The sequence below is a fragment of the Azospirillum sp. OGB3 genome (genome assembly GCF_014192915.1).
Lineage (GTDB): Bacteria > Pseudomonadota > Alphaproteobacteria > Azospirillales > Azospirillaceae > Azospirillum.
In genome coordinates this window covers 158,425-179,746 of sequence record NZ_JACHYN010000009.1, presented here as the reverse complement: position 1 = coordinate 179,746, position 21,322 = coordinate 158,425, and the positions used below count along the sequence as shown (strand labels likewise).

The 21,322-nt window shown below is 70.3% G+C and carries 21 protein-coding genes; 11 read left to right on the top strand and 10 right to left on the bottom strand.

The features are described 5' to 3' along the window. Positions 1 to 2 precede the first annotated feature (2 nt). The 5 genes from FHW79_RS18860 (at position 3) to FHW79_RS18840 (ending at position 4,704) form a co-directional block, all read left to right on the top strand. A complete protein-coding gene (locus FHW79_RS18860) occupies positions 3 to 902 on the top strand; it encodes a LysR substrate-binding domain-containing protein (RefSeq protein ID WP_183180367.1) in 900 nt (299 codons plus the stop codon). A gap of 57 nt (positions 903 to 959) precedes the next feature. Beyond that, on the top strand, positions 960 to 1,436 hold the full coding sequence (locus FHW79_RS18855) for a MarR family transcriptional regulator (protein ID WP_183180366.1): 477 nt from the start codon (positions 960 to 962) through the stop codon (positions 1,434 to 1,436). Positions 1,437 to 1,526: 90 nt separating this feature from the next. Continuing rightward, positions 1,527 to 2,432: an HlyD family secretion protein gene (locus tag FHW79_RS18850; RefSeq protein WP_183180365.1), complete on the top strand. Its 906-nt coding sequence runs from the start codon at positions 1,527 to 1,529 to the stop codon at positions 2,430 to 2,432. Next, positions 2,429 to 4,501 (top strand): FUSC family protein, encoded by a 2,073-nt coding sequence (locus FHW79_RS18845; protein WP_183180364.1) that lies wholly within the window; start codon positions 2,429 to 2,431, stop codon positions 4,499 to 4,501. Before FHW79_RS18850 ends, FHW79_RS18845 begins: the two co-directional genes overlap by 4 nt. Further along, positions 4,498 to 4,704 carry a DUF1656 domain-containing protein gene (locus FHW79_RS18840; protein WP_014198238.1) on the top strand — a complete coding sequence of 69 codons (207 nt, stop codon included), beginning with the start codon at positions 4,498 to 4,500 and terminating at the stop codon, positions 4,702 to 4,704. Before FHW79_RS18845 ends, FHW79_RS18840 begins: the two co-directional genes overlap by 4 nt. Before the next feature lie 550 nt (positions 4,705 to 5,254). Here the strand turns inward: FHW79_RS18840 and FHW79_RS18835 are convergent. Next, complete coding sequence (locus FHW79_RS18835; protein ID WP_183180363.1) at positions 5,255 to 6,874, bottom strand: ABC-F family ATP-binding cassette domain-containing protein; 1,620 nt, start codon at positions 6,872 to 6,874, stop codon at positions 5,255 to 5,257. 140 nt (positions 6,875 to 7,014) lie between these two features. Here FHW79_RS18835 and FHW79_RS18830 point away from each other — a divergent pair, with 140 nt between their 5' ends. Together FHW79_RS18830 and FHW79_RS18825 are read left to right on the top strand one after the other, a co-directional pair. Then, on the top strand, positions 7,015 to 7,743 hold the full coding sequence (locus FHW79_RS18830) for an AraC family transcriptional regulator (RefSeq protein WP_247884494.1): 729 nt from the start codon (positions 7,015 to 7,017) through the stop codon (positions 7,741 to 7,743). Between the two features lie 108 nt (positions 7,744 to 7,851). Then, a complete protein-coding gene (locus tag FHW79_RS18825; RefSeq protein WP_183180361.1) occupies positions 7,852 to 8,304 on the top strand; it encodes a DMT family transporter in 453 nt (150 codons plus the stop codon). Between the two features lie 3 nt (positions 8,305 to 8,307). On the opposite strand, the gene FHW79_RS18820 is transcribed toward FHW79_RS18825, so the two are convergent. Then, complete coding sequence (locus FHW79_RS18820) at positions 8,308 to 9,090, bottom strand: NAD(P)H-dependent oxidoreductase (protein WP_183180360.1); 783 nt, start codon at positions 9,088 to 9,090, stop codon at positions 8,308 to 8,310. 96 nt (positions 9,091 to 9,186) lie between these two features. Here FHW79_RS18820 and FHW79_RS18815 point away from each other — a divergent pair, with 96 nt between their 5' ends. Then, positions 9,187 to 10,122 carry a LysR family transcriptional regulator gene (locus FHW79_RS18815; RefSeq protein ID WP_183180359.1) on the top strand — a complete coding sequence of 312 codons (936 nt, stop codon included), beginning with the start codon at positions 9,187 to 9,189 and terminating at the stop codon, positions 10,120 to 10,122. A gap of 76 nt (positions 10,123 to 10,198) precedes the next feature. Next, positions 10,199 to 11,149, top strand: coding sequence for a zinc-dependent alcohol dehydrogenase family protein (locus tag FHW79_RS18810; RefSeq protein ID WP_183180358.1), 951 nt, complete (start codon positions 10,199 to 10,201; stop codon positions 11,147 to 11,149). A gap of 25 nt (positions 11,150 to 11,174) precedes the next feature. Here the strand turns inward: FHW79_RS18810 and FHW79_RS18805 are convergent, their stop codons facing one another. From FHW79_RS18805 to ftsE, 7 genes are all read right to left on the bottom strand, one after another. Beyond that, complete coding sequence (locus tag FHW79_RS18805; protein WP_247884493.1) at positions 11,175 to 11,819, bottom strand: DedA family protein; 645 nt, start codon at positions 11,817 to 11,819, stop codon at positions 11,175 to 11,177. A gap of 62 nt (positions 11,820 to 11,881) precedes the next feature. Further along, the gene (locus tag FHW79_RS18800; RefSeq protein ID WP_183180357.1) at positions 11,882 to 14,158 is read right to left on the bottom strand and encodes an adenosylcobalamin-dependent ribonucleoside-diphosphate reductase; all 2,277 of its coding nucleotides are present in this window, start codon (positions 14,156 to 14,158) and stop codon (positions 11,882 to 11,884) included. A 118-nt stretch (positions 14,159 to 14,276) separates the two neighbouring features. Continuing rightward, entirely contained in the window at positions 14,277 to 15,272 is a 996-nt protein-coding gene (locus FHW79_RS18795) for an alpha/beta hydrolase (RefSeq protein WP_183180356.1), read from the bottom strand. Beyond that, positions 15,272 to 16,054, bottom strand: a complete 783-nt coding sequence (locus tag FHW79_RS18790) for a 1-acyl-sn-glycerol-3-phosphate acyltransferase (protein WP_183180355.1) — start codon at positions 16,052 to 16,054, stop codon at positions 15,272 to 15,274. Before FHW79_RS18790 ends, FHW79_RS18795 begins: the two co-directional genes overlap by 1 nt. A 13-nt stretch (positions 16,055 to 16,067) precedes the next feature. Next, entirely contained in the window at positions 16,068 to 16,703 is a 636-nt protein-coding gene (locus tag FHW79_RS18785; protein ID WP_183180354.1) for a YdcF family protein, read from the bottom strand. A 35-nt stretch (positions 16,704 to 16,738) separates the two neighbouring features. Beyond that, on the bottom strand, positions 16,739 to 17,641 hold the full coding sequence (locus FHW79_RS18780; RefSeq protein ID WP_183180353.1) for a hypothetical protein: 903 nt from the start codon (positions 17,639 to 17,641) through the stop codon (positions 16,739 to 16,741). Positions 17,642 to 17,663: 22 nt separating this feature from the next. Further along, the gene (gene ftsE / locus FHW79_RS18775) at positions 17,664 to 18,344 is read right to left on the bottom strand and encodes a cell division ATP-binding protein FtsE (protein ID WP_014198283.1); all 681 of its coding nucleotides are present in this window, start codon (positions 18,342 to 18,344) and stop codon (positions 17,664 to 17,666) included. A 219-nt stretch (positions 18,345 to 18,563) separates the two neighbouring features. On the opposite strand from ftsE, the gene FHW79_RS18770 reads away from it, so the two are divergent. Beyond that, positions 18,564 to 19,238, top strand: coding sequence for a zinc-ribbon domain-containing protein (locus FHW79_RS18770; RefSeq protein WP_183180352.1), 675 nt, complete (start codon positions 18,564 to 18,566; stop codon positions 19,236 to 19,238). 11 nt (positions 19,239 to 19,249) lie between these two features. Here FHW79_RS18770 and FHW79_RS18765 read toward each other — a convergent pair whose 3' ends face one another. Then, a complete protein-coding gene (locus tag FHW79_RS18765) occupies positions 19,250 to 19,870 on the bottom strand; it encodes a TetR/AcrR family transcriptional regulator (RefSeq protein ID WP_183180351.1) in 621 nt (206 codons plus the stop codon). A 291-nt stretch (positions 19,871 to 20,161) separates the two neighbouring features. Here FHW79_RS18765 and FHW79_RS18760 point away from each other — a divergent pair, with 291 nt between their 5' ends. Continuing rightward, positions 20,162 to 21,265 (top strand): HlyD family secretion protein, encoded by a 1,104-nt coding sequence (locus tag FHW79_RS18760; RefSeq protein WP_183180350.1) that lies wholly within the window; start codon positions 20,162 to 20,164, stop codon positions 21,263 to 21,265. Positions 21,266 to 21,322: the final 57 nt, after the last annotated feature.

Sequence of the window (21,322 nt, the reverse complement as noted above, 5' to 3'; positions counted from 1 at the left end):
GGATGAGCGACAGCCGGGCCTGGGACATGAGGGTCTTCCTGCGCGTCGCGGCGCTGGGCAGCTTCAGCGCCGCCGGGCGCGAGGTCGGCATGACCCCGTCCTCCACCGCCAAGCTGGTGACCCGGCTGGAGGAGCGGCTCGGCGTGCGGCTGGTCGAACGCTCCACCCGCCGGCTGCGCCTGACCGCGGAGGGCGAACTGTACCGCGAGCGGGCCGAGAGCCTGCTGGGCGACCTCGACGCCATGGAGGCGGAAGTGGCGGGCGGCGCCCGTTCGCCCACCGGGACGATCCGCGTCAGCGTGTCGGTGCCCTTTGGGCGGCATTGCCTGCTGCCGCTGCTGCCCGACTTCACGCGGGCCTATCCCGGCATCCGTCTGGACCTGACCCTGACCGACGAGGTGGTGGACCTCTACGCGGCGCGGACCGACGTGGCCTTCCGCGCTGGGCGGCTGTCCGACTCGGCGTTGCTGGCGGTGCGGCTGGGCGACGTGCGGCGGCGGATCGTGGCGTCGCCGGACTATCTGGAGCGCAAGGGCCGGCCGGAGAGCGCCGCCGATCTGGAGCGTCACGACTGCCTGGGCTTCAACTTCCGCCGCGCCGCCGCGGTCTGGCCGCTGAAGTCCGGCGGGCGGCTGGTCGACCGCGAGATCGACACGCGCATCGTCGCCAACAACGGCGAGACGGTGCGCCACATGGCCCTGCTCGGCCTCGGGCTGGCACGGCTGGCCGAGTACCATATCCGCGCCGACCTCGCCGCCGGGCGGCTGGTCAGCGTGCTCGACGACGTGCTGGTCGACCGCGAGGAGATCCACGCCGTCTACACCGGGCGGGAACGGGTGCCGCACCGGGTGCGCGCCTTTCTCGATCACATGACGCCGCGGATGCGCGCATGCCTGCAATGACCGAGCGGCGGGGTGGGGCACCTTGCCGAAAATAGATAGCAAAGCTATTAAATAGGCATGCAATCGAACGACCCGTCCACGCCCGCCCCAAGCCCCGCTCCGGACTTTCCGTCCAACTTCGGCATCCATCTGTTCCGCGCCGCCCATCTGTGGCGGCGCGAGGCGAACAAGGTGCTGGCGGAGAGCGGTTTTTCCTCTTCCGTCATCTCGCCGCTGATGCTCCTCAACGAACTCGGCGACGGGATGCGCCAGCGCGAGCTGGCCGAGGAGATGGGGGTGGAGGGGCCGTCGCTGGTCCGGCTGCTCGACAGCTTGGAAGCCGCGAAGCTGGTCGAACGCCGGGAGGCCCCGGACGACCGGCGGGCCAAGACCCTGCACCTGACCGACCAGGGCCGCGACCTGCTGGCCCGCGTCAACGCCGCGCTGAACGACGTGCGCCGCCGCCTGCTCCAGGGGGCCTCCGGCCCGGAGATCGCGGGTGCTGTGCGCGTCATGGCGGCGATTGAGTCAAACGCCCGAGCCATGAAGGGCTGACGGCGGTTCTACACAGCAGCGCGTCCCGCAGCGGCGGGACACGGAACGATCGCTCCCGGCCGCGCCGGTGGAGCGCAAGGACGAATCACGGTGAAACTCTTCTCCCTCCTCATTCGGATCACGGTCACGCTGGCCGTCACGCTGGGCGCCGTCGGCGGCGGCTGGTGGCTGTGGGACTACTACATGAACGAACCCTGGACCCGCGACGGGCGGGTGCGGGCCGACGTGGTGCAGGTGTCCTCCGACGTCGCCGGTCTGGTGACCGAGGTGCGGGTCATCGACAACCAGGAGGTTCGCAAGGGCGACGTCCTGTTCGTCGTGGACCCCAGCCGCTACCGCCTCGCCGTCGATCAGGCCGAGGCCAACCTGGAGAGCGCGCGCGCCGAGCTGTCCTTCCGCAAGGCCGAGGCCGACCGCTACGCGCAGCTCGGCAACAACGTCGTCTCCACCGCCCAGCGGCAGGAGGTCGCCGCCGCGCAGGCGAAGGCCGCCGCCGCCGCCCGCCAGATGGAGGCGGCGCTCGACCTCGCCCGCTTCAACCTGGAGCGCACGGAGGTGCGGGCGACGGTGGACGGCTTCGTCACCAACCTCCAGCTCAAGGCCGGCAACTACGTGACGGCGGGCCAGCCGGTGGTCGCGGTGATCGACCGCCATTCCTTCTACGTCGTCGGTTATTTCGAGGAGACCAAGCTGCCGCGCATCCGCGTCGGCGACCCGGTCCGCGTCACCATCATGGGCGAGCCGGAGCGGCTGACCGGCCGGGTGGACAGCGTGACCCACGCCATCGTGGACCGCGACCGCACCGAAGGCACCGGCCTGCTGCCCAACGTCAACCCGACCTTCAACTGGGTCCGTCTGGCCCAGCGCATTCCCGTGCGCGTCGCGCTGGAGCGGGTGCCCGACCCCCGTGACCTCGTCGCCGGGCGCACCGTGACCGTCGAGGTGGTGCGGGAGACCGAGCAGGGGGCGCCCGCCGAGCGGGTGGCCGGGCAATGAAGACTCCCGCCTTCACGCTGGTCTCGCTGAACGAGGCGCTGTTCTCGGTCAAGGCCTTCGCGGCGGCCATGGCGGCGCTCTACATCGCCTTCTCCATGGGACTGCCGCGGCCCTTCTGGGCGATGGCGACCGCCTACATCGTCTCCGGCCCGCTGTCGGGGGCGGTGCGGTCGAAGGCGGTCTTCCGCGTCGCCGGGACAGCGCTGGGCTGCGCCGGGGCCATCGCCCTGGTGCCGGCTTTGGCCGATTCGCCGGAGCTGCTGACCTTGGCGCTGGGGCTGTGGGTGGCGGTCTGCCTGTTCATCTCGCTGCTCGACCGCACGCCGCGCAGCTATCTGTTCATGCTGGCCGGCTACACCATCGGCCTGATCGGCTTTCCCGCGGTGACCGACCCGTCGACCATCTTCGACACCGGGCTGGCCCGCGTCGAGGAGATCCTGATCGGCATCCTCTGCGCCACCGTGGTGCACAGCGTGGTCTTCCCGCAGAGCGTCGGGCCGGCGCTGCTCGGCCGGCTGGACGCCACGCTGCGCGACGCGGAGCGCTGGACGCGCGAGGCCCTGTCGCGCGAGACGGCGCCGGAGGGCGCTGCCAACGCGCAGGAGCGCCAGAAGCTGGCCCGCGACATCACCGAACTGCGCGTCATGGCGACCCATCTGCCCTACGACACGTCCGACGTGCGCTGGATGACGCGGGCGGTGCGGGCGATGCAGGACCGCATGGCCTATCTGCTGCCGCTGACCGCCGGCATCGAGGATCGGTTGGACGCCCTGCGCGGCCAACTGCCCGCCGAGGTCTCCGCCCTGCTGGCCGATCTCGACCGCTGGGTGGCCGGTGATGACGAGGGGGGCGGCGCCGACCGCCTGCGCGCGGAGATCGCCCGGCTGTCCCCGGCCATCGGCGCGGACACCGGCTGGAAGGAGGCGACGCTTCTCAACCTGCTGACCCGGCTGCGGTCGCTGGTCGACATCCATCAGGACTGCCGCGACCTGCGGGCGCACATCCGCGACGGCAAGAGCAGCCTGCCGGAGCGCCTCGACCCGCTGACCCGCCGCCGCTCGCGCGACGTCTTCCATCTGGACGCCGGCATGGCGTTGTGGTCGGGCTTCGCGGCGCTTCTCGGGATCGCGGCGGTCTGCGCCTTCTGGATCGGCACGGGGTGGTCATCGGGATCGGCGGCGGCGATGATGACGGCGGTTTTCTGCTGCTTCTTCGCCTCGCTGGACGATCCCGCACCGGGCATCCGGCTGTTCCTGGTCTTCACCCTGCTGTCGGTGCCGCTGGCCGCCTTCTACCTGCTGGTCGTGCTGCCGTCCTTCGACAGCTTCCCCATGCTGGTGCTCGGTCTCGCCCCGACCTTCCTGACGCTGGGGGTCTTCGTGGCGCGGCCGGCGACCATGGGCAAGGCGATGGCGCTGCTGATGGGGGTGGTCGGCTCGCTCAGCCTCCTCGACCTCGGGACGGGGGATTTCGCCTCCTTCCTGAACAGCAACGTCGCGCAGGTGGTGGGCATCGCCACGGCGCTGCTGGTCACCCAGCTCTGCCGCTCGGTCGGCGCGGCCTGGAGCGCCCGGCGCCTGCTCCGCGCCGGCTGGACCGAGATCGCGGCGATGACCGCCGCCCGTTCCGGCATTCCGGTGGGCAGCTTCGAGAACCGGATGCTCGACCGTGTGGGTCTGCTCTCCTCCCGTCTGGCGCTGGCCGGTCCGCAGCAGGATCTGGCGGCGGCGGACGCGGTGAACGACCTGCGCGTCGGTCTGAACGTGGCAGAGCTTCAGCGCGCCCGCCGCGCGCTGGGCGGCCCGGCGGCGCCCCATGTGGCCCGGCTGCTGGGCGCGGTCGGGCAGCATTTCCGCGGCCTGTCCAGCCGCCGCCTCGGCACGCCCCCGGCGGAGGTCCTGCCGATGATGGACGCCGCCCTGTCCAACCTGTCGGCCGAGCCGCGGTCGGCGGAGCGCGACCGCGCGGTGATCGCGCTGGCGGGCTTGCGCCGCGCGCTGTTCCCGCACCTGACCTTCGCCGCCCCCGACCCCTCCAGCGAATCGCTCCGCGAACCGGTGACCGCATGATCGGCGAGATCGACATCTACGGGCTGTTCATCCCCCCGCTGCTGATCCTGGCGATCGCGGCCTGGTTCGTCTCGGGCCTGCTGCGCCGCGGCCTGCGGGCGGTGGGATTCTACGGTTGGGTGTGGCACCCGCCGCTGTTCGATCTGGCGCTCTATGTGCTGGTGCTGAGCGCGCTGACGGCGCTGACCGCCTGGTTGCGGTAGGAGTCTCAATCCGGAGGGGGAGAAGGTGGATCGGGACGCTTATTGTTATGGACTTCCCTCCGACGCCCCGAACCACCTATACCCATCCAAACCATAAGGTTTAGAGACGTATCGGTTACCGCTGATATAACAGTTTGTCAAGCGACGGGGAGGGGGGATCGGAACAGTCTTGTCCGGCTCCTGGTTGCCCTCTCCCGTCCCAGGCCCGTGGCTTCGCGCGATGTGCGGCCAAGCAACGCCGCGCTTCGCCGCCCGGACATTGAGCCAGTCCCGGAGCGTCACGACGGACCCCGGATTTCCATGGCGTGCACCCTCGCCGCCCTGCGATCACGCCACCGGTGCCCTCAATCGCCAGGATCGACCGGCCCGCGCACCGCGGGGATGCGCTGAAAGCAGGGCGGGCGGAACTCTCCGCCCCGGCTCCCGCCATGCCGCCCCGGAAGCACCTCCTGTCCCCCGTCCCAAGGCCACAGGACGCCAAGAGCCGCTCAAACGGGACCACAGCAACACACGCAGTGTGGACGCCCGCCCCCAGGGGGAGAGAGTTCTGTCAGTGGATGCCCGGCGCCTCCTGACCGGTGCTCGCCACATATTCGGTGTAGCCGCCGCCATACTGGTGGATGCCCTCCGGCGTCAGCTCCAGCACCCGGTTCGACAGGGCGGCCAGGAAATGGCGGTCGTGCGACACGAACAGCATCGTGCCCTCATAGGCGCCGAGCGCCGAAATCAGCATCTGCTTGGTGTCGAGGTCGAGGTGGTTGGTCGGCTCGTCCAGCACCAGGAAGTTGGGCGGGTTGAACAGCATGATCGCCATGACCAGCCGGGCCTTCTCGCCGCCGGACAGGACGCGGCACTTCTTCTCGACGTCGTCGCCGGAAAAGCCGAAGCAGCCGGCGAGTGCGCGCAGGGCCCCCTGGCTCGCCTGCGGAAAGGAGGTCTCCAGCGATTCGAAGATGGTCTTGTCGCCGTCGAGCAGGTCCATGGCGTGCTGGGAGAAATAGCCCATGCGCACGCTGCCGCCGACCGCGACGGTGCCGCTGTCCGGTTCGGTCGCGCCGGCCACCAGCTTCAGCAGCGTCGATTTGCCGGCGCCGTTGACGCCCATGACGCACCAGCGCTCCTTGCGGCGGATCGTCAGGTCCAGCCCCTCGTAGATGGTCCGGCTGCCGTAGCCCTTGTGCACGTTCTTCAGCACGGCGACGTCGTCGCCGGAGCGCGGGGCCGGTGGGAAGTCGAAGGTCACGATCTGGCGGCGCTTCGGCGGCTCGAACCGCTCGATCTTGTCGAGCTTCTTGACGCGGCTCTGGACCTGGCTGGCGTGCGAGGCGCGGGCCTTGAAGCGCTCGATGAACTTCAGCTCCTTGGCCAGCATGGCCTGCTGACGCTCGAACTGGGCTTCCTGCTGCTTCTCGCGCAGCGCCCGCTGGCGCTCGTAGAAGCCGTAGTCGCCGGAGTAGCTGGTCAGCGACCCGCTGTCGATCTCGATGATCTTGTTGACGATGCGGTTCATGAACTCGCGGTCGTGCGAGGTCATCAGCAGGGCGCCCTCGAAGCCCTTCAGGAAGCCTTCCAGCCAGATCAGGCTTTCGATGTCCAGATGGTTGCTCGGTTCGTCGAGCAGCATGACCTCGGGCCGCATCAGCAGGATGCGGGCCAGCGCCACGCGCATCTTCCAGCCGCCGGACAGCATGCCGACGTCCATGTCCATCATCTCCTGGCTGAAGCTGAGGCCGGCCAGCACCTCGCGCGCCTTGCCCTCCAGCTCGTAGCCGCCCAGCTCGTCGAAGCGGGCCTGGACCTCGCCGTAGCGCTCGATGATGGCGTCCATCTCGTCGGCGCGGTCGGGGTCGGCCATGGCGGCTTCCAGCTCGGCCAGCTCCGCGGCGACGGCGCTGACCGGGCCGGCGCCGTCCATCACCTCGGCGACGGCGGAGCGGCCGGACATCTCGCCGACGTCCTGGTTGAAGTAGCCGATGGTCGCCTGCTTCTCGATCGCCACCTGACCGGTGTCCGGCAAATCCTCGCCGGTGATCATGCGGAACAACGTCGTCTTGCCCGCCCCGTTGGGACCGACCAGCCCGATCTTTTCGCCCCGGTTCAACGCCGCCGATGCTTCGAGGAAGAGGATTCGGTGACCATTCTGCTTGCTGATGTTGTCGAAGCGGATCATGTGCGGCTGCGTTCCTGCGGCGTTGTTCCCATGGCGTGGCGGGGGCTCTTATGCCACAGGATGTGCGGTGCGATGGAGTCCTGATCGGTGCCGTGCGAAAATCGCAATCCGGAACCCGTTCGATGGGAAGGACCGCCGTCATGACGCCGCTGCCGCTTCCGGCGATGCCGACCTCCGCCGGCCATCCCCGGCACGTCTGGGACTACTGGCGCCCGGCCGGCGGCGGCATCGTCGAGCTGGGGACGGTGCGCGGGCACGACGTGGCCTTGCCGGTGCATTTCCATCGCGAGGATCAGCTGACCTTCGTCCTCGCCGGGCGCCGGCGCTTCGTCATCGCGGGCGAACTGTGCGAGGCCGGCCCCGGTGAGGGGCTGCACATTCCGGCGGGAACGCCGCACCGCTCGCTGTGCGGAGCGGACGAGGTCGTCTGCGTCAACCTCTACACGCCGTCCGGCCTGTACGCCGCTGCGGAACTGATCGCCGCGCTGGCCCGGCACTGGCGGCGGGCGGGCGGGCTGGGCTGGGCCGACCTGACGCGGACCGCCGAGGAGCACCGCCGTTCCTTGGGCACCGGGCTGACCCCCACGATGGAGCTTGGTGGGTGCGGAGCGTGGGACGGCGTCGCCGCTGCGGCCGACCGCGCCGGGATGAGCCGCGAGGGTTATTCTCGCCGCTTCCGCAAGGAGCGTGGCGTGCCGCCGCACGCCTTCGGGCTTCAGGAGCGGCTGAACGAGGCGCGGGGTCTGCTCCGTGCGGGGGAGCCGGTCGCGGCGGTCGCGGCGGACACCGGCTTTGCCGACCAGAGCCATCTCGGCCGCTGCTTCCGCCGCGCCTTCGGCGTGACTCCGGGCCGCTACCGGGCCGGGTAGGTCACATTCGTACCAGACCGCCGCCGCTCCGCCTGCTACCCATCCGCCCGAGAGCGCCGCACGGACACGATCCGGCGGCGCGCCCACAGGCACTCTTGGGAGCATGGCATGTCCACCGCACTGTCCGCCGTCTCGTATCTCCTGGTGATCGGCGCCGGGATCAGCGTCGCGTTGCAGCAGGTCCTGAACGCCAACCTGCGCGCCGACCTCGGCTCGCCCTGGTGGGCGGGGTTCGTCAGCTACGTCGTCGGCATGCTGGCGATGCTGGCGGTGGCACTCCTCGCACCCGGCCCCCGCCTTGCCGAAGCGGTGAGCGGGGTGGGGTCGTGGGTGACCTGGACCGGCGGGCTGTTCGGCGCGCTGTTCATTGGGACGGCCATCCTGATGGTGCCCCGCCTGGGGGCGGCCACGGTGCTGGCGCTGATCGTGGTCGGCCAGATGCTCGGCTCGCTCGCCTTCGACCATGTCGGTCTGCTCGGCCTGCCGCAGCAGCCGATAAGCCCGACCCGGCTGGCCGGTGCGGCCTCCCTGATCCTCGGCGTCGTGCTGATCCGGCTGTAGCGCTCACGCAGTCCGGTGCAGGGCGAAGCCGGACGCGCCGGGGACTTCCAGTTCCGGGCGGAGTTCGAGGCTGGGGATCGCATAGTCGCCGCCGTTCTGACGGCGGAAAGGGATCGGCGTTGTCGTCTCCAGCGTCCGCATCCGCTCCCGCAAGCCCTCCGCCGCCTGCGCGAAGCCGGTCTCGTCGAAGCGGTCCACCCGGTAGGCGACGAAGGGGGGCAGCACGTCGTAGCCGGGGTAATGCAGGATGCCGTGGTTGATCGGGAACAGCAGGTCGTCGATCGGGCCGTTGATGCCGCGCGGCGCGTAATGCTCGGCCCAGCCGCCCGTCGTCACCACCAGCATGGCGCGCTTGCCGGCGAAGCGGCCCTCGCCGTAGCGGTCGCCCCAGCGGCGGTCGCTGTGCTCGCCGACGCCATAGGCGAGGCCGTAGGCGTAGACGCGGTCAACCCAGCCCTTGAGGATCGCCGGCATGGTGAACCACCAGAGCGGGAATTGCAGGATCAGCGCGTCGGCCCACAGCAGCTTCTCCTGCTCGGCCTTCACATCGTCGGTCAGCGCGTCGGCCGCGAAGGCGGCGCCGGAGGCGGCGGCCACCTTCAGGCGCTCCCCCTCGCCGAGGCTGGGGAAGTCGGCGTGGTCCACCGCGGTCTTCCAGTTCATGGCGTAGAGGTCGGAAACCCGCACCGTATGGCCCTGCGCCTCCAGTTCCGCGACGGCGGCATCGCGCAGGGCGGCGTTGAGGGAGCGGGGGTCGGGATGGGCGAAGACGATCAGCACATTCATCGCAGGCACCTGTTCGCTTGAAGCACGTGCGACTCAAGCTAGGCGGATAGTGATTGATCCGGTAGACAGGGGGTATGGATAGGATATTGCCGTAAAATGGATCAATCGCCCTCTAACGTCACGCTGGACCGCATGCGGACCTTCGTCCGCGTCGCCGAGCGGGGAAGCCTGTCGGCGGTGGCGCGCGAGATGGTCATCGGCCAGTCCAGCGTCACCCGGCACATCCGCGAACTGGAGGAGGCGCTCGGGGTCGCGCTGTTCAGCCGCACCACGCGGCGCGTCGCGCTGACGGCGGAGGGCGAGCGCTACTACGCCAACGCCGTCCAGATCCTGCGCCTTGTCGAACAGGCCGGTGACGAGGCGCGCGCCACCGGCCGCGCCTCGGCCGGGACGGTGCGCGTGTCCTGCACCGCGGCGCTGGGCGTCCGGCACATCAGCCGGCTGATCTTCGCCTTCCAGGACCGCCATCCGGAGATCGCCGTCGATCTCGGCCTGACCGACGAGCGCATCGACCTCGTGCGCGACGGCGTAGACCTCGCCATCCGCCTCGGCCCGCTCGCCGACAGCACCCTGAAGCGGCGGGCGCTCGGACTCAGCCGGCGCGTGCTCGTCGGGGCGCCGGCCTGTCTGGAACGGCACGGCCGGCCGACGACACCCGGCGACCTTGCCGGGTTCGACGGTGTCCGCATGTCGAACATCGCGGGAAGCGAGCGGCTGACGCTCGAAGGACCGGACGGTGCCCTCCACGCCGTGTCCCTCGGCGGGCGTTTGCGCGTCGATCACGGGCTCGCCGCGCGCGAAGCCTATCTTGCCGGCCGCGGCATCGGCCCGGCCCATGTCTGGCTGGTGGACGACCTGCTCGCCGACGGCCGCCTTGAGATTCTCCTGCCGGACCATGCGCCGCCCTCCGTGCCGCTCAACATGCTGATCGTGCCGGAGCGGGCCGGCATCGCGCGGGTCCGGCTGCTGGTGGAGTTCCTGGCCGACGCCATCACGGGCGTGCCCGGCATCGAACGGCCGTCCGGCGGCTGACCGGCGCGGCCAGGCCTCCTCTTGATGGCGGCCGGCCGCGATCCACATGGCTCATCGCGAAACGAAGGAGGACCCCATGCGCGCGATGGTCATCACACGGTTCGGCGGCCCGGATGTGTTCGAGCGCCGGGACATCGAGCGTCCGGAGGCCGGCCCCGGCGAGGTTCTGGTGCGGGTCGTCGCTTCCGGGACCAACCCGGTCGACGCCAAGATCCGGCAGGCCGGCGCCTGGGCGAACATCCCGTTTCCGGCCGTGCTGGGCTATGACGTCTCCGGCGTCATCGAGGCGCTGGGGCCGGGAGTCACCGGCTTCGCGATCGGGGACGCGGTGTTCTACACGCCGGAAATCTTCGGCAATCCCAAGGGCAGCTACGCCGAGTACACCGTCGCGTCCGCCGCCATCGTCGCGCGCAAGCCGGAGAACCTCAGCCACATCGAGGCGGCCGGGATCCCGCTGGCGGGCGGCACGGCCTGGGAGGCGATCGTGCGGCGTCTGGCGGTGCGGCCGGGCGAGACGGTGCTGATCCATGGCGGCGCCGGCGGAGTCGGCTCCTTCGCCATCCAGTTCGCCAAGGCGGCGGGCGCCCGCGTGATCGCGACCGCCAGCGCGGCCAACCACGCGGCTCTGCGCGACCTTGGCGCGGACGTGGCGGTCGACTACCGCGACGCCGACGCGGCGGAGCGGATCATCGGCGAGACCGCCGGGCGCGGGGTCGACGCCGCCTTCGACACGGCCGGCGGCAACGTGCCCTTGAGCACCCAGGTCACCCGGCCCTTTGGCCGGATCGCCACGATTCTCGACCCGACCGGCGACCTGAGCGCCCTCTACACCAAGAACCAGACGCTGTTCGGCACCTTCCTGACGCGCGAAGGCGCCCGGCTGCGCGAGATGGCGCCGTTGTTCGAGCGCGGGCAGGCCAAGGTCGTCGTGGACGCCGTCCTGCCGCTCGAGGAGGTCGCCAAGGCGCACGAGCGGCTCGATTCGGGCCATGGCCGGGGCAAGGTGATCCTCCGCGTCGGGGAGTGATCCAGCTTCGGCCTCGGGGCGCCCGTCAGCAGCGCGCCGGCTCGCCGGAAATCGGCGGCGCCGGCACGCAGGGACCATCCTCCACGCTCCGCGACACCGCGGGCTTCGCCATGCCCCCGGTGAGCAGTTCGTCGAGGCCGACCCCCTTCGCCATGGCGATGCCGGGCGCCATCATCAGCGGCGCCCAGATGACCGCGGACGCCAGGTTGGCGACCTGGAAACGGTGGTGGGGCATCGCCATCATTCCGGCGGTGAGCGGAACGACCGGGCGCAGCGGCCCCAGGAAGCGCGCCAGGAAGACGCTCTTGCCGCCATGGCGCAGGAAGAAGCGGTTGCTCCGTTCCAGGAACTCCGGCCGCCGGCGGAACGGCCAGACATGCGGCACATGATGGCCGAACAGCCGGCCGAGCCAATAGGACAGGGCGTCACCCAGGATGGCGCCCAGCGCGATGGCGGCGTAGACCTGCCAGAAGCCGAGGACGCCGGAGGCGACCAGCGCGCCCCCAGCGGTGAGCAGCACGACGCCCGGCACGACCAGCCCGACGAAGGCCAGCGACTCCGCGAAGGCGCACAGGAACAGGATCGCCTCCGCCCAGGACGCGTTCGCCTCGATGAAGGCGCCCCAACGCGCCACGCCGTCGCTGAGCATGGTCCGTGTCGCGTCGTTCATGGAAGCCCCCTTTCGAAATCCTGGTTCATGCTTGGACCGGCCGCGGCGTCACCGGTCCGCCCTCAGGGGCCGCATTTGGAATAGCCGCAATTCAGGCAGCTGTCGCAGCCTTCCTGCCGGATCAGGCCGGGCTGGCCGCATTTCGGGCATTGCGGAAGGCCGGCCGTCTCCATCCCGCCGGGCGGGGCCGCCGCCAGCGTCCCGCCGGCCGCCCCATCCTCGGGCAGCATGCCGATGGCCTTCAGATGCCGTTCGATCACGTCCCCGATGGCGGCGAGCAGCGACGGGACGTAACGGCCCTGCATCCAGGCGCCGCCGCGCGGGTCGAAGACCGCCTTCAACTCCTCCACGACGAAGCCGACCTCGCCGCCGCGGCGGAACACCGCGGAGATCATCCGCGTCAGCGCCACGGTCCAGGCGTAATGCTCCATGTTCTTGGAGTTGATGAAGACCTCGAAAGGCCGGCGCCGCCCGTTCTCCACGATGTCGTTGATGGTGATGTACATGGCGTGGTCGCTGTCCGGCCAGCGCACCTTGTAGGTCTCTCCCGGCAGGGTTTCCGGACGGTCTGGCGGCTTGGCCGCCAAGGCGCCCGCCCCTTGGGCCGGGGAAGGGGGCCGGGGAGCGGGCGAGGCCGCACCCTCCTTCTTGACCGACAGGACGGAGCCGGTGACCGCGTTCGGGCGGTAGGTGGTGCAGCCCTTGCAGCCCAGCTCGAAGGCCTGCCAATAGACGTCCTTGAAGGCGTCGAAGGGCAGATCCTCCGGGCAGTTGATGGTCTTGGAGATGGAGCTGTCCACATGGCGCTGGGCGGCGGCCTGCATCACCACATGCTCCGCCGGGGTCAGGGACTGGGCGTCCACGAAATAGTCGGGCAGGGGGGCCTCGTTCCCGAAGCGCGCACGGAACAGGCGATAGGCGTGGTCGCTCACCTCCTCCGTCCGGCGGGTGCCGTCGGGCATCAGAACGGCGCGCTCGTAGCTGTAGGAGAAGACCGGCTCGATCCCCGACGACACGTTGTCGGCGAACAGCGAGATCGTGCCGGTCGGCGCGATGGAGGTGAGCAGCGCGTTGCGGATGCCGTGCTCGGCGATCAGAGCGCGCACGTCCTCGTCCAGTCCGCGCACCATCGGGGCGTCCAGATAGGCGTCGCGGTCGAAGAGCGGGAAGGCGCCCTTCTCCGCGGCCAACCGGGCGGAGGCGCGGTAGGCCTCGTTGCGGATCGTCCTCAGCCAGGATTCGGTCAGCGCCACCGCCGCCTCGCCGCCGTAGCGCGTGCGGCAGAGGATCAGCGCGTCGGCCAGCCCGGTGACGCCCAGCCCGATGCGGCGCTTGGCGTGGGCCTCCTGGGCCTGCGGCTCCAGCGGGAAGCGCGAGGCGTCCACCACATTGTCCATCATCCGCACGGCGAGCGCCGTCAGTTCCTTCAGCCGGTCGGTGTCGAGCCGGGCCGTCTCCTCGAACGGGCCGATCACCAGGGCGGCGAGGTTGATCGAGCCGAGCAGGCAGGCCCCGTAGGGGGGCAGCGGCTGCTCCCCGCAGGGGTTGGTGGCGGAGATGGATTCGCAATAGCTCAGGTTGTTCCGACCGTTCACCCGGTCGATGAAGATGACGCCCGGCTCCGCATAGGCGTAGGTGGCCTGCATGATGCGGTCCCACAGGCCGCGGGCCCGCACCTCGCGGTGGACCTGTCCGTCGAAGACCAGCGGCCAGGGCCGGTCCTCCCGAACGGCGTCCATGAAGGCGTCGGTGACCAGGACCGACAGGTTGAACATGCGCAGCCGGCCGGGCTCGCGCTTGGCGTCGATGAAGTCCTCGATGTCGGGATGGTCGCAGCGCAAGGTCGCCATCATCGCGCCGCGCCGGGCGCCCGCCGACATGATGGTGCGGCACATGCTGTCCCACACGTCCATGAAGGACAGCGGGCCGGAAGCGTCGGCGCCCACACCCTTCACGAAGGCGCCCTTGGGCCGCAGGGTGGAGAAGTCGTAGCCGATGCCGCCGCCCTGCTGCATGGTCAGCGCCGCTTCGCGCAGATGGGCGAAGATGGCGCCGAGGTCGTCCTCGATCCGCCCCATGACGAAGCAGTTGAACAGCGTCACCGCCCGTCCCGTGCCGGCCCCGGCCAGGATGCGCCCGGCGGGCAGGAATTCGAAGCTTGACAGCGCCCGCTCGAAGCGCGGCGCCCAGACCTGCGGATCGGCCTCCGGCGCGGCGAGCGCCGTGGCGACGCGGCGCCAGGTGTCGGCGACGGTCTGGTCGACGGGATCGCCCGCGGCGGACTTGAAGCGGTACTTCATGTCCCAGATCCGCTGGGATATGGTGGCGATCCCCGGCATGCGTCCTCCCCTTTCGCGGGCGGCCGGTCCGAAACGCCGGGCCGCCGACAATGATGCCCGGAGAGTAGGGGGCGCCCTTCCGGGGGTCAACCCGGCCGTTCCTCTTGCGTTCCGTCGGTCAGTTGCTGATGCGGTTCTTCTGGTCCGGCATGGCCTTGAGCGTCGCCAGGATCCGTCCGGTGTCGGCGCCGGACCCGCACAGGCCGAGAGCGGTTTCGCCGAAGTCCACGAGGCTGTGGTGGCGGGGGGCAGGCGCCCGTTCCAGCGGCACCAGCCACGCCGCGTGCCCGCGCGCCGCCAGGGCGTCGAAATAGCCGCGCTGGGTGTCGAACGGTATGTTGGTCTCGCGCGGGTCGCCGATGACGAAGACGCGGCGTTTGGGATCACGCGGGATGCGGTCGAGGGATTCGGCGGGGTCGAACCAGCCCTGCGGGCGGGCCAGCACCCTCTGGAGCCCGCGCGCCTCCAGATAAGCCCGATAGGCGGGCGCGCCGGAGGAGATGACCGCGCAGCGCAGGTCGTTTCGGCGGGCGAGGAACTCGGCGGTCAGCGTGCCGCCGGCGCTGTGCCCGCCCAGGGCCCACTCCGTCACTCCGTAGCGGGCTTTCAGGACGTCGAGCAACGCGTTCATCAGGGCCGCCTCGCGCGGCGTGTGGCGCGTCGTCCAGAAGCGGCCGGAGCTGCCATAGGCGCCGGGCCGGGCGAGGAACAGGAAGGGGATGCCGAACCGCTCCGCCAGGGCGCGCTCCTGGTCGATCATGGCGGCGACGCCCAGCCCTTCCTGGTGGCCGACGGAGGTCGGCTTGGTCCCCATGATGTCGCCGTGCATCCAGGCCGCGGCGATGGGGTTGGGCCCGGGGGCGGGGCGCAGTCCCGCCGCGTAGTAGCGCAGGCATTCCCCGCGCCCGTCCACCTCGACCCAGGCGGCACTCTCCTGCGCTTCCAGGGCGGCGCAGGCTTGGCGGGAGATGGTGACGCCCTTGGCCACCGCGGCGTTGGAAAAGCGCTCCGCGCTCGGCTGCGACTGGGCTTGCGCGTCCGACGCCATCGGCATCGCCAGCGCCAACGCCAGGGCGAGCCCCGCGAGGATGGCGATGGCCGCGGCGCGGCGCATCAGGAGGCGGTTTCCGTGACCGGGGCGGCGACCGTGTCCGTCGTCTTGGGCCGCACGGTGGCCGGGCCTCCCGCGGCGACGACCAGCCGGTCGGTGGCCGCCTCCAGCCGCTCCTCCAGCTCCTTCATGGCCTTGGCGCGGCCCAGACCCGGCGGGATGGGGGGCAGGAATTCCACGATGATGGTGCCGGGCCGCTTGATGAAGCTGTTGCGCGCCCAGTAGAGGCCGGCGTTCAGCGCCATCGGCACGATGGGGATGTCGAGGTTGTCGTAGAGCACGCCGACGCCGATCCGGTAGGGGCGGTAGGCGCCGACGGCGACCCGCGTGCCCTGCGGGAAGATCACGATGGGCCGCCCCTCGTCCCGCACCGGACGGGCGTTGCGGACCATCGAGGCGACGGCGCGGCCCTTGGCCCCGCGGTCGACGGCGATCATTTTGGCCTTCGCGGCGTACCAGCCCCAGATGGGAATCCACAGAAGCTCGCGCTTCAGGATGATCGCCGGGTCGTTGACGAGGAAGTGCAGCTTCATCGTCTCCCAGGCCGACTGGTGCTTGGCGGCCAGCAGGAAGGACCCGCTCTGGGGTACATGCTCCCGCCCGCGCACCTCGTAGCGGATGCCGGCGAGCGTGCGCTCCAGCCACGAGACGGTGCCGAAATACCACGTGACGACGCGGATCATGCTCGGCCGCGGCAGCAGCAGCGTCCACAGGATGCCGACGCAGATGACCGCCGTCCACACATAGAAGGCGACGTTGAAGGCGAGGGAGCGCAGGAAGATCATGGCCGGGAACTTGTCAGGATTCGATCAGCTTCTCAAGCGTGTAGCGAAGCCGCGTCACAATGTACTTGTTGTATTCGGTCATCAGCAGATTCGCCGTGCCCGGCCACAGCCACCAGTCGTTGAGATGCACGTTGGGGGAGGCGACGGGGTGGGGCACCACCTCGATCTCCGGGATCACCATGCGGAACTCCAGCAGGCTGCGCATCATGTGGTAATTGGCGGTGACCAGCCGCATCGAGCCGTAGCCCTGCGCACGCAGCCAATCCGCCGTCTCGTAGGCGTTGCCGATCGTGCTGTCCGCCGAATAGCCGAGGGTGATGCAGCATTCCATCTCGCCGGGGAACTGGCGGGAACGCTTCAGAAGCTCCTGCACCTCCAGCCCCTCGTAGACTCCGGAGACGAACAGCCGGTGCGCCCGCCCGTCGGCCAGCAGCTCCAGACCGGTGCTCAGCCGGCCGCTGCCGCCGGTCAGCACGACGATGGCGTCGGTGTTGCGGGTGGCCTCGGCGCTGCCGGGCGGCGGCGGGGTGCGGGGGATCGACGCGGCGAACCAGAACAGCCCGCCGAGCCACGCCAGCCCGCCGAGCATCGCCAGCAGCAGCAGCCGTCGGAAAACCCGCAGGACCCGGGCGCGCCGCGAGTGGGCCATCCCTCAGCCTCCGGACGGGCGGGTCGGGAACGCGGTCACGGCATCGACTCCAGCGTGCGCAGCACCGTCCAGCGCGCGGTCAGCGCGGCCAGCAGGCAGGCGGCCAGCGGGACGGCGGCCAGCGCGCCGACGGCCCACCAGGGCGAGGTGGCGAGGTCCGGCAGCAGGCTGGCATGGAGACCGGCGGCGGCATGGCCGATCCCGCCCAGCGTGCCGGCGGCCAGCAGCAGCCCGGTCGTGCCGCCTCGCAGGGTCAGGCCGATGACGTGCGATTCGAACTGCCGTGCCACATAGCGGTCGGTGGCTCCCATCAGGTGCAGCAGCTCCACCACATGGCGGTGGATGGCAAGGCCGGAGCGCACCGCGAAGATCACAGCCATCACGCCCGCCCCGCCGATCAGCGCGACGATGCCGAGCGCCGCCAAATGCATCGCCCCGGCGAAGCGGCGCAGGTCGGCCAGCCACACCGCGTGGTCGTCCAGCGTGGCGCCGGGGGCGGTGGAGGTCAGGCGCGACGCCAGCGCCGCCGTGTCCACCGGCCCGTTGGTCATCACGTCGATCAGCCGCGGCATCGGCAGCAGCGGGTCTGCGGCCTCCTTGCCCAGCCAGGGTTCGAGAAGCCGGCCCACGTCGCCGCTGGACAGGAGGCTGGCGGTCGCGATGCCGGGGGTGGCGCGCAGGACGGTCAGCGCCGCCTCCGTCCGCTCGTCCAGCGGGGCGGCCTGGGCGCTGTCGGGCAGCGGCATGACCTGCACGGTCAGCCCGCCGGCCAGGCCGCTGTCCCAGCGCCGGGTCATGTCGGAGACGAGCAGTGCCCCGGCGAGCGCCAGCGCCGCCAGATAGACCATCAGCGCGGTCAGCCACATCAGGAAGCGCGAGGTCGGGTCCTTGGCCAGCGGCAGGTCGGAGTTGCGGCGGGTCAGCGGCGGCAGGGCCATGGCGTGTCTCCTTCCCTCCGCGTCACGCCCAGCGCGAGGCGTGCGCCGGCAGGACGTGCAGGCGCCCGTTCTCCAGCATCAGGCGCGGGTGTTCGAAACGGCGGATCAGCGCCTCGTTGTGCGAGGCGATGACCACGGTGGTGCCCAGCTTGTGAAGCTCCTCGAACAGGTACAGGAGGCGCATGCCGATGCCGTCGTCCACGTTGCCGGTCGGCTCGTCCGCCAGCAGCAGGCGCGGGCGGTTGATGACCGCGCGGGCGATGGCGACGCGCTGCTGCTGACCGCCCGATAGGGTGGAGGGCAGGGAATTCAGGTGGTTGCCAAGCCCGACCCAGCGCAGGATCTCCGTGCAGTGCTCGACCACGTCCGATTCGCGGGCACCGCCCATGCGCAGCGGCAGGGCGACGTTGTCGAGCGCCGAGAGATGGTCGAGCAGGGCGAAGTCCTGGAACACCACGCCGATCTGACGGCGCAGCGCCGGCAGGTCGGTGCGCTTGACCCGGGCCATGTCCTTGCCGAACAGGGTGACCAGCCCGCGCGACGGGCGGAGCGCCAGATACATCAGCTTGAGCAGCGACGACTTGCCGGCCCCGCTCGCCCCCGTCATGAAGTGGAACGAGCCGGGCGGCAGGGTGAAGCTGATGTCGCGCAGCACCTCCGGTCCGGTGCCATAGCGCAGTCCCACATTCTCGAAACGGATCACGGTCCCACCAAAGGCGCAACGGAAGGCCCCGGCGGCGTCCCGCCGGGTGCGCGGATGGACAATGCACCGGCAGGGGCCGGCGCGTCCACCGCTGTCCGCCTTGCCGCGCCCATTGCCCTGGTTGGAGCGGCCGCGCACGGCGCCCGTGCGTTCCTTGCTTCACACCTCATGACTACCTATAAGGACAGTCTGCAAATTCGGTGACAACGATCGGCATCTATGATCATCACCTGCCCGGCCTGCGACACACGGTACACTCTTGCCGATTCGGCGGTTGGTCCGCAGGGCCGGAAGGTGCGTTGCGCCCAATGCGGCCACATGTGGTGGCAGTCGCCGCAGGATGAAGCCGCTTTTCCTCCCGACGCGGTGACCGAGTTCCATCCGGTCCCGCCGCCATCCTCCAAGACGCCGTCCTCCAAGATGAAGGCGGCTGCCAAGCCTGCGGCGGACCCCGGCGCGCGGCGCCGGGCGCTGGTCGGTTGGGGGGCCTTCGTGACGGTTCTGCTGGCCATCGGCGCCGCCGGCTATCTCGGCCGCGCCACCGTGGTGCGGCTGTGGCCCGCCGCCGCCCTGTTCTACGAGACGGTCGGCCTGCCGGTGGAGCCGCCGGGCACCGGCCTCCAGCTTCAGAACGTCCGCTCGGAACAGAAGGCCGAGGACGGCAGGGCCGCTTTGCTGGTGGAGGGGCAGATCGTCAACGTCTCCGAGACGCTGCGCACGGTGCCGGCGCTGCGGGTCACCGCGCTGGGCGCCGACCGTCAGCCGTTGCGGAACTGGACCGTCGAGCCGGTGCCGCCGCAGATCCTTCCCGGTGAGATCGCCACCTTCCGCGATGTCCAGGCGGACGCCGCCGGGGTGCTGGAGGTCATGATCACCTTCGACGGCGGTCGCTGACCGCAGTTCCGTTATGGCGCGTAGCCCCGGATGATCAGGGAGACCGCGCCGTCGACGATCCGGGTCAGCTGCTCCTCGGTCGGGCGTTCGGACAGGCACAGCATGAAGCGCAGGTGCGTGTGCGACTTGACGAGGCCGACGAACTGCTCCGCCGCGAGCTGCGGATCGGGGATGCGCAGCAGGCCGCGGCGGTCGAGGTCGGTCATGAAGGCGCTGATGTGCTCCATGGTGCGGGCCGGGCCGGCCTCGTAGAAGGCGCTCGCCAGCTCGGGGAAGCGGTGCGCCTCGCCGACGACCACGCGGTAGCCGGCCAGCGCTTGCGGCGACAGGATCAGCGTGACGAAATGGCGGGCGATCAGGCGCAGCCCGTCGGCCATGTCGAGCGCGCGCGCCTCGTCGCAGACGGCGGCCATCGCCTGACCCTTGCATTCGCGGGCGACCATGACGCGGAACAGCTCGTCCTTGCTGCCGAAATGGGCGTAGAGCGTCGCCTTGGACACGTTGGCCGTCTTGGCGATGGCGTCCATGCTGACGGCGCCGTAGCCATGGTCCAGGAACAGCTTTCCGGCGGCCTCCAGGATCTGCGCGGGCTTCGATCCTGCCTCCGGGGTGGGGGCGACCAGCGTGCTCATGCGTTCCTCATGTCCTGAAGCCGGGTGTCCTGAAACCGGCCCTGCGTCCTGTTTTACCACGGTGCCGGCGGTGCTTGCGGGACTTCGTGCGCCGAGTCCCCGCTGCCGTAGCGTGTTCCGCATTCAACCACAATCCCAAACGTTAAAACTAGACCGTTCAGTTCACTCTTGACAACAGGTAGGCCCGCGATCATCTTTTCGCAAGACTAAACTGAACGGTTCAGTTCCGGCGGAGCGGCGGCAAGCCGGATCATACCGGGCAAAGAACCGAAACGGGTGGGTTGGATCACGATGAAGGCCGTGCGGAAGATCGTTCTGTCGGGTGTGGCGGTGGCGGCGCTGGCTGGTGGCGGTTACGCCGGCTGGGAGTGGTGGACCGAAGGCCGCTTTTTCGAGTCGACCGACAACGCCTATGTCCACAGCGACATCACGGTGGTGAGCCCCAAGGTCTCCGCCTATGTGCGGGACGTCCGGGTGGCGGAGAACCAGCAGGTCGTTGCGGGCGACGTGCTGGCGGTGCTGGACGACCAGGACTTCCTCGCCAAGGTCGCGGAGGCCGAGGCCAACGTCGCCGCGCAGAAGGCGGCGCTCGGCACCATCGACAGCAAGCTGCAACTCCAGAAGGCGATCATCGATCAGGCCGCCGCCTCGGTCGCCAGCGCCGAGGCCGAGCAGCGCCGCGCCCAGCAAGATTTCGACCGCACCCGCGCACTGGCCAGCGACAGCTGGGCCAGCCGCCAGAAGTTCGAGACGGCCGACGCCGACCTGCGCAAGGCGACGGCGGAGACCGCCCGCAGCCGCGCCGCGTTGGTCGCGGAGCAGGATCAGGTCGGCGTGCTGAACGCCAGCCGCAGCGAGACCGACGCCCGCTTGCGCCAGGCGGAGGCCGCCTTGCAGACCGCGCGCAACGATCTGAACAACACGGTCATCCGCGCCCCGGTGGACGGGGTGGTCGGCAACCGCGGCGTCCAGGTCGGCCAGTACGCGCGTCCGGGCGTGCAGCTTCTCTCGCTGGTGCCGCTGCCCGACGTCTATGTGGTCGCCAACTTCAAGGAGACGCAGCTCGCCCGCATGCGCCCCGGCCAGCCGGTGACGGTGGAGATCGACGCCTATCCGGACAAGCATCTGCTCGGCCGGGTGGAGAGCTTCGCCCCGGCGTCGGGCTCGCAGTTCAGCCTGCTGCCGCCGGAGAACGCGACCGGCAACTTCACCAAGATCGTCCAGCGCGTGCCCGTGCGCATCGCCCTGCCGCGTGACAGCGCGCTGTCCGGCCTGCTGCGCCCCGGCCTGTCGGTGGTCGCCGAGGTGGACACCCGCGGCGCCGAGGACCAGCCGCACAACGCGGGCACCGTCATGGGCGCGCTGATCCCCGGCCGGACGGTCGCGTCGAAGTAACCGCGCCGATCATCGGAAACCGCTTTCTTTCCAACCGTTTTCGTCCTGGAGAGGGCG

What these genes read in the sequence shown, in the direction of transcription:
- FHW79_RS18815 (WP_183180359.1), top strand. Translation starts at nt 9,187, where the DNA reads ATGGATCAATCGCCCTCTAACGTCACGCTGGACCGCATGCGGACCTTC.
- FHW79_RS18825 (WP_183180361.1), top strand. Translation starts at nt 7,852, where the DNA reads ATGTCCACCGCACTGTCCGCCGTCTCGTATCTCCTGGTGATCGGCGCC.
- FHW79_RS18800 (WP_183180357.1), bottom strand. Translation starts at nt 14,158, where the DNA reads ATGCCGGGGATCGCCACCATATCCCAGCGGATCTGGGACATGAAGTAC.
- FHW79_RS18855 (WP_183180366.1), top strand. Translation starts at nt 960, where the DNA reads ATGCAATCGAACGACCCGTCCACGCCCGCCCCAAGCCCCGCTCCGGAC.
- FHW79_RS18795 (WP_183180356.1), bottom strand. Translation starts at nt 15,272, where the DNA reads ATGCGCCGCGCCGCGGCCATCGCCATCCTCGCGGGGCTCGCCCTGGCG.
- FHW79_RS18785 (WP_183180354.1), bottom strand. Translation starts at nt 16,703, where the DNA reads ATGGCCCACTCGCGGCGCGCCCGGGTCCTGCGGGTTTTCCGACGGCTG.
- FHW79_RS18780 (WP_183180353.1), bottom strand. Translation starts at nt 17,641, where the DNA reads ATGGCCCTGCCGCCGCTGACCCGCCGCAACTCCGACCTGCCGCTGGCC.
- FHW79_RS18760 (WP_183180350.1), top strand. Translation starts at nt 20,162, where the DNA reads ATGAAGGCCGTGCGGAAGATCGTTCTGTCGGGTGTGGCGGTGGCGGCG.
- FHW79_RS18820 (WP_183180360.1), bottom strand. Translation starts at nt 9,090, where the DNA reads ATGAATGTGCTGATCGTCTTCGCCCATCCCGACCCCCGCTCCCTCAAC.
- FHW79_RS18810 (WP_183180358.1), top strand. Translation starts at nt 10,199, where the DNA reads ATGCGCGCGATGGTCATCACACGGTTCGGCGGCCCGGATGTGTTCGAG.
- FHW79_RS18845 (WP_183180364.1), top strand. Translation starts at nt 2,429, where the DNA reads ATGAAGACTCCCGCCTTCACGCTGGTCTCGCTGAACGAGGCGCTGTTC.
- FHW79_RS18830 (WP_247884494.1), top strand. Translation starts at nt 7,015, where the DNA reads ATGACGCCGCTGCCGCTTCCGGCGATGCCGACCTCCGCCGGCCATCCC.
- FHW79_RS18790 (WP_183180355.1), bottom strand. Translation starts at nt 16,054, where the DNA reads ATGATCTTCCTGCGCTCCCTCGCCTTCAACGTCGCCTTCTATGTGTGG.
- FHW79_RS18840 (WP_014198238.1), top strand. Translation starts at nt 4,498, where the DNA reads ATGATCGGCGAGATCGACATCTACGGGCTGTTCATCCCCCCGCTGCTG.
- FHW79_RS18805 (WP_247884493.1), bottom strand. Translation starts at nt 11,819, where the DNA reads ATGAACGACGCGACACGGACCATGCTCAGCGACGGCGTGGCGCGTTGG.
- FHW79_RS18765 (WP_183180351.1), bottom strand. Translation starts at nt 19,870, where the DNA reads ATGAGCACGCTGGTCGCCCCCACCCCGGAGGCAGGATCGAAGCCCGCG.
- FHW79_RS18770 (WP_183180352.1), top strand. Translation starts at nt 18,564, where the DNA reads ATGATCATCACCTGCCCGGCCTGCGACACACGGTACACTCTTGCCGAT.
- FHW79_RS18860 (WP_183180367.1), top strand. Translation starts at nt 3, where the DNA reads ATGAGCGACAGCCGGGCCTGGGACATGAGGGTCTTCCTGCGCGTCGCG.
- FHW79_RS18835 (WP_183180363.1), bottom strand. Translation starts at nt 6,874, where the DNA reads ATGATCCGCTTCGACAACATCAGCAAGCAGAATGGTCACCGAATCCTC.